Genomic DNA, 6,606 nt, shown 5'->3' on the forward strand with positions numbered 1-6,606 from the left:
CCAGCCACAACCCACCAGCGGCCAGCGCCGCACACTGATTCGCCGCTGAACACCTGGGGTCGGGCCCAGCGGCTGTTCAAACAATGCTGCTTGTCGGCAGGCATGGTCACGTCACTTCAGCGATGGGCTTTCACGGTAACGGAGAATCGGACCATGCTACCGCAGCTTGCGTTCCGGCGGGTGTCGCCAGGCGAGCGGTATGCATGTGAGACGCTTTGGGTCGGCCGACCGTCCACAGCGTCAAAAAGGACGTGGGCGAAAGTTCGTCGTGCTACGATGAACGATTCCTGAGCGTTTGGCTCGGGAATCGTCGCATGTCTTTGTGCGGACCAATGGTCCGCAAAGGGGGTCTTACCCGGTTGCAACAGTCTGCATGGAGGGCTTGAGCTGTGGAAATGTCGATGAGCTTCAAGAATGACAAACTGGTCGGTGACTTCTGGGGCGGGCTGGCGGCGATGCTGGTCGCGTTGCCGTCGGCGATCGCTTTTGGCGTCACGATCTATGCCTCGATCGGTCCTGCCTATGCCGGCCTCGGGGCGTTGGCCGGAATTCTCGGAGCGACCGCGCTTGGTCTTGTGGCACCGAGTCTGGGAGGCACCAACCGACTGATCACGGCGCCCTGCGCGCCGGCCGCTGCAGTCCTTTCGGCGTTTGCCATCGAACTCGTGCGCCAGGATGTAGACCCGGTTTTCATCGTGCTGATGTTGACCGCGCTCGGACTGGTGGCCGGGCTGATTCAGTTGCTGCTCGGTTTCATGGGCATTGGCAGTTTGATCAAGTACATCCCGTTCCCGGTGGTCAGTGGCTACCTCACCGGAGTGGGTCTGATCATCATCGGCAGCCAGATTCCCAAGTTTCTCGGCGTTTTCGGTAGTCAGTCCCTGTGGCGGACGCTCATTTCACCCGAGTCCTGGCAGTGGCAGAGCCCGGTGATCGGAGCCGTGACGGCGGGCGTCATGCTCGGCGCTCCTCTGATCACCCGCGTCGTGCCGGCGGCGATCCTCGGTCTGCTGGCCGGTGTCGCCACCTACTTCGGCCTGGGCTACTTCGTGGACCCGTCGATGCTCGTCCTCGAAGGCAACAAGCTGATCATCGGGCCGCTCGGCGGTTCGGCATCGAGCATGTTCGAGGCGATCACCGGCCGCTGGCGCGAAATCGGCGAGCTCAAGCTGAGCCAGATTGGTGCGCTGATGGGAACGGCGCTCACCCTCGCCGTGTTGCTGTCGATCGACACGCTGAAGACGGCCGTCGTGCTCGACGCGCTGACGCGCAGCCGCCACGATTCGAACCGTGAACTGGTCGCCCAGGGTCTGGGCAACGTCGCGTCGGCCTGTGCCGGCGGCATGCCGGGAGCAGGGCAGATGGGGGCGACCCTGGTCAACCTGGCGAGCGGCGGCCAGACTCGCGTTTCCGGCGTCATCGAGGGCGTTCTGTCGCTGGTCGCGTTCCTTGCCCTGGGCGCCTTCATCGCCTGGATTCCGGTGGCCGCCCTGGCCGGTATCCTGATCGTGGTCGGTATCCGGATGATCGACAGCCACAGCCTTCATCTGCTGCAGTCGCCGTGGACGATGCTGGACTTCGTGGTGATCGTGGTGGTGGTTGCGGTGGCGCTCGCTTACAGTCTGATCGCGGCGTCGGCGGTGGGTATCGCGCTGGCGATGTTCCTGTTCATTCGCGAACAGTTGACCGGCACCCTGATCCGCAACAAGGTCGAGGGCAGTGCCCGTTTTTCGAAGCGGGTACGCCTCGGACACGAGATGGAACTGCTGGAGCGACGCGGCGAACGAACGATCATCCTGGAGCTGCAGGGCAGCCTGTTCTTCGGCACCAAGGACCAGCTCTTTACGTCTCTTGAACCAGAGCTCAGCCAGCGCACTTATGTCGTGCTCGACATGCGGCGCGTGCAGTCGGTGGATGTCACGGCGGTCCACCTGTTGAGCCAGATCAAGGACTCGCTGGTTGAACGAGGTGCCTTCCTGGTGTTCAGCGGTCTGGCCCATACGCTGCCCAACGGGCGGACCATTGCCGAACTCTTCAGCCAGATGGAACTCACCACCGCCAGCGATCAGGTCAAGGTCTTTGCCGGTCTCGACGATGCGGTCGAATGGGTCGAAGACCAGATTCTCGGCGAGAGTCTGCTGGTTGCCGCCGAATTGCCGCCACTCGAGATCTACGAGATGGAACTTTTCCAGGATTCCAAGGAGGAGGCCCTGATCGCGCTCGTCGAATGCCTCGAGCGACGTTCGGTGGCCAAGGACGACAGGGTGTTCTCGGCCGGCGACGCGGCGGATCAGCTCTATCTGATCCGCAAGGGTGCCGTCCGCATCTCCGTGCCGGTGCCCGGCAAGGACTTCAGCCGGCACCGGCTGACCTACGGCCGCGGCGACTTCGTCGGCGGCATGTCCTTCATCACCAAGGCGGCGCGCTTCAGTAGCGATGCCACGGCGATGGAAGATACCGAGCTCTACGTGTTGCGACGCGAAAGCTTCGAGATGCTGCGCGAGCAGCATAGACGGCTGGCCTTCCAGTTGATCGAGGCGATTGCCCGTGTGCTGGCCCTGCGCCTGAGCTACGCGGACAAGGAACTGCTGGCGATGCAGGAATAGCGCGCCGGGCGCGGTGGGTACCGGCCGTTTGCCAGCCGCTGCGCGGCGGCGAGTGGCGGGCCGGCTCGTGGCGCAGCCGCTCTCCCGGCCCGCCGGACGGGGTCCATGCAGGTCTTTCGGGGTACAATTGCGCGCTTCGAAAGCTGCATGCTCGTCACTACGGTTGGGCCAGATGAAAACCAGTTTCCTCGACTTTGAACAGCCGGTCGCCGACCTTGAAGGCAAGATCGAAGCGCTGCGCCTGGCGCAGGATGATTCAGCGCTGGATATTTCCGAGGAGATCGGGCGCCTCGAACAGAAGACCCGGGTGCTGACCCGGGAGATCTATTCCCGCCTCACGCCATGGCAGGTTTGCCAGGTCGCGCGTCATCCGCAAAGGCCTTACACGCTGGATTATCTGCGCCTGATCTTCACCGATTTCGAAGAGCTGCACGGCGACCGCGCCTTTGCCGATGACCATGCCATCGTCGGCGGACTGGCGCGACTGAACGGCGACCCGGTGATGGTGATCGGTCATCAGAAGGGGCGCGACACCAAGGAGAAGATCTTCCGCAACTTCGGCATGCCGCGTCCGGAGGGTTACCGCAAGGCACTGCGCCTGATGCGGCTGGCGGAGAAGTTCGGCCTGCCGGTGCTGACCTTCATCGACACGCCGGGTGCCTACCCGGGCATCGATGCGGAAGAGCGTGGCCAGTCGGAAGCGATCGGACGCAACCTCTACGTGATGGCCGAGCTGCAGGTGCCGATCATCGTTACGGTCATCGGCGAGGGCGGCTCCGGTGGTGCGCTGGCGATTGGTGTCGGCGATGTCGTGCAGATGTTGCAGTATTCGACCTATTCGGTGATCTCGCCGGAAGGCTGTGCGTCGATTCTCTGGAAGAGTGCGGAAAAGGCCAGCGAAGCGGCGGAGATCATGGGGATCACCGCGCAGCGCCTGAAAGCGCTGGGTTTGATCGACAGCATCGTCAACGAACCGGTGGGTGGTGCACATCGCGACCACGTGGCGATGGCCGAGAGCCTGAGAACCGCCTTGCAGGAGGCATTGCACAAATTGGCTGCGCTGCCGCCGACGGATCTTCTCAAAGCGCGTCTTGATCGCCTGATGGCCCATGGCCGTGTCAAGGAGCAGGCGCTGCCCTGAGCTTCCTGCGGTGGCCGCAGGCCCGCAGATTCAACAGACTCTCGCGAGCTTTCTCGGCCCTCGCCTGGCGCTCGGTCGGCGACTCTGCGTCGCACTGTCCGGCGGCCGCGATTCGGTGGTTCTGCTGCATGCGCTGGCCGGCTTGCGCCGGCTTGGTCTGGCTGGCGAGCTCTCCGCACTGCACGTCAATCACTCCCTCAGCTCCGATGCCGATGCGTGGGCCGCTTTCTGCTCGGATTTGTGCCAGAGGCTGCAAGTACCATTGACGACAACACGCGTCGTCGTCCCGCCGGCCAGTGGCGAGGGGCTCGAGGCCGCGGCGCGCCGGCAGCGGCATGCGGTGTTTGGCGAGTGTCCGGCCGATTGGCTGGCATTGGCCCATCACCGCGACGATCAGGCAGAGACGGTCCTCTTTCGGCTGTTGCGCGGTGCCGGGGTCGACGGCGCCGCCGGTATGCGGGCCGAACGGCCACAGCCCGCTGGCGCGCGTCTGATCCGACCCTTGCTCGATCTTCCCCGCTCGGCCCTCGCCGCCTACGCGGCCGAACATGCACTGGTCTGGATCGAGGACACCAGCAACCACGACTGCCGATATCGACGCAATCACTTGCGGCAGGAGGTGCTGCCGCGCATTGCCGAGCAGTTTCCGGGTGCCGACCAGGTGTTGGCGCGCGCCGCCCGCCATTTTGCCGAGGCTGCCTTGCTGCTCGACGAGCTGGCGACGATTGACCGCGCCAACGTGGCCACCGAGCAGGGACGCATCGACCTGCTGCGCTTCAATGCGCTCAGCGCAGGACGTGCGCGCAACCTGCTGCGCCGCGAGTTGCTCGCCGCCGGTTTCCGCGCCCCGGAGGCGCGCTGGCTTGACGAGGCGATGCGACAAATGACAAGCGCCGGTGCCGGCGCGGAAACCTGTGTCGAAACGCCCGACGGGGCGCTGCATGTTTACCGCGGCGAGGTGCACCTCGTCGGCCGTCGGCCAGCGATTCCGCAGAGCAGCGTGGTGTGGCGAGGCGAGGAGGAATTGTCCTGGGGTGGCGGTCGCGTCCTGCTGCCGGCGAGCGTCGGTGCCGGCATCAGCCGCCACCTGCTGAGCCGTGCTCCGGTCTGCCTGCAAGCCAGGCTGGGCGGCGAGCAGTTGCAACCCGATCCGCGACGACCGCGCCGGGCGCTACGCAAACTGCTGCAGGAAGCCGCCATCCCGCCGTGGGAGAGGGCACGTTTGCCGCTGTTGTGGTGCGGTGCACAGTTGGTCTGGGTGGGCGGCATCGGGGCCGACGCCGCCTTTGCCTGTGGGCCGGGCGAAGACGGCATTACGCCGGTCTGGGAGCGCGTCGAGCGACGGCCGGCTGGCGGCGCTTCGCGTCGGACAGGCTGAAGCTGGGCGCTGAGCGGACATTGGTGACGCCCTCAGCCAGCATGCTGCCCGTCTTGTAGTGCCCCTCGGTGAGCCACTGCCGTGTTGTGCCGGCGCCGGCAGGGGCTTGCCGTCCGGCTTCCCCTGTGCCGTTGTCCTTGCCGCGGGCTGACATCCGTCCTACAATCGCAGCCTCGTTGCTGCGCCGCAATAAAGCAGGGGCGTCAAGCACGGAAGGATGGATTGTCGGCGATCCGGCATCCGCGTACTGCGCTGACGGCCGACTCTCTGACCGGGACAGGGCGGGATGGAACAGACTGTTTCCGAGGGGGGGCAATGATCGAAGAGCATACGCCGCACGGCGAGAAGTCAGGACTGGCTACGGCGGCACTGGCGGCAATGGGCGTGGTTTTTGGTGACATCGGCACCAGTCCGCTGTACACCGTCAGGGAAATTTTCAGCGGCCCGCATCCGGTCGCGGTGACTGAAGCCAACGTCCTGGGCATCCTCTCGGTGGTCTTCTGGGCGATGACGATCACGGTTTCCCTGAAGTATGTCCTGTTCATCACGCGCGCCGACAACAAGGGTGAGGGCGGCATCATGGCGCTCACCGCGCTGGCGTTGCGCACGGCGAATGCCTCGCCGCGGGTTCTCTGGCTGTTGTCGGCCTTGGGAATCTTCGGTGCGGCACTGTTCTATGGCGATGCGGTGATCACGCCGGCGATGTCGGTACTCGGAGCCATCGAGGGGCTCGAGGTCGTCACACCGCTGCTCGAACCGTATGTTCTGCCGATCACCGTTGCCATCCTGATCCTGCTCTTCATCTTTCAGCGGCACGGCACGGCGGCGGTCGGCGCGGTGTTCGGCCCGGTGATGATGTTCTGGTTCGCCACCCTTGGCGCGCTCGGCCTGTGGAACGTGATCAAGTACCCGGCCGTGCTGGCAGCGATCAATCCGTGGCATGGGGTGATGTTTTTCGTCGACCATCAAGGTCTGGCCTATCTGGCGCTGGGTTCGGTGGTTCTGGCGATCACCGGCGGCGAAGCGCTCTACGCCGACATGGGGCACTTCGGCCGGCGGGCGATCAAGTGGGCCTGGTTCGGCTTCGTCTTCCCGCTGCTCTATCTCAATTACCTCGGGCAGGGGGCGCTGATCCTCAATGAGCCCAAGGCGATAGAAAACCCCTTCTTCCTCATGGCACAGAGCGAGCTGTTACTGATCCCGCTGATCCTTCTGTCCACTGTTGCCACGGTGATTGCCTCGCAGGCGGTGATTTCCGGCGCCTTTTCACTGACCAGCCAGGCCATGCAGCTTGGGTACTGCCCGCGTATCCAGGTCAGGTTCACCTCGGAACGGGAAAAAGGACAGATCTACGTGCCGAACATCAACTGGCTGCTGTTGCTGACGGTGATCATCGTCGTCCTCGGCTTCCGCTCGTCGTCCAATCTGGCTTCGGCCTACGGCATCGCGGTGACGCTGACGATGATGATCGACACCATTCT

Annotated in this window: 4 protein-coding genes; all 4 read left to right on the top strand. The window is 64.4% G+C overall.

Annotation, left to right across the window (positions count from 1 at the left end; genetic code table 11):
- Nucleotides 1-401 precede the first annotated feature (401 nt).
- Nucleotides 402-2,606, top strand: coding sequence for a SulP family inorganic anion transporter (locus JNK99_RS08645; protein WP_291851453.1), 2,205 nt, complete (start codon nucleotides 402-404; stop codon nucleotides 2,604-2,606).
- 172 nt (nucleotides 2,607-2,778) lie between these two features.
- Complete coding sequence (locus tag JNK99_RS08650; protein WP_291851455.1) at nucleotides 2,779-3,747, top strand: acetyl-CoA carboxylase carboxyltransferase subunit alpha; 969 nt, start codon at nucleotides 2,779-2,781, stop codon at nucleotides 3,745-3,747.
- Between the two features lie 10 nt (nucleotides 3,748-3,757).
- Entirely contained in the window at nucleotides 3,758-5,125 is a 1,368-nt protein-coding gene (gene tilS / locus JNK99_RS08655; RefSeq protein ID WP_291851458.1) for a tRNA lysidine(34) synthetase TilS, read from the top strand.
- A gap of 315 nt (nucleotides 5,126-5,440) precedes the next feature.
- Nucleotides 5,441-6,606 (top strand): KUP/HAK/KT family potassium transporter (locus JNK99_RS08660; protein WP_291851461.1); only part of this gene is annotated, 1,166 nt, incomplete at its 3' end.

Source organism: Accumulibacter sp., from assembly GCF_016789985.1.
Taxonomy (GTDB): domain Bacteria; phylum Pseudomonadota; class Gammaproteobacteria; order Burkholderiales; family Rhodocyclaceae; genus Accumulibacter.

What these genes read in the sequence shown, in the direction of transcription:
- JNK99_RS08650 (WP_291851455.1), top strand. Translation starts at nt 2,779, where the DNA reads ATGAAAACCAGTTTCCTCGACTTTGAACAGCCGGTCGCCGACCTTGAA.
- JNK99_RS08645 (WP_291851453.1), top strand. Translation starts at nt 402, where the DNA reads ATGAGCTTCAAGAATGACAAACTGGTCGGTGACTTCTGGGGCGGGCTG.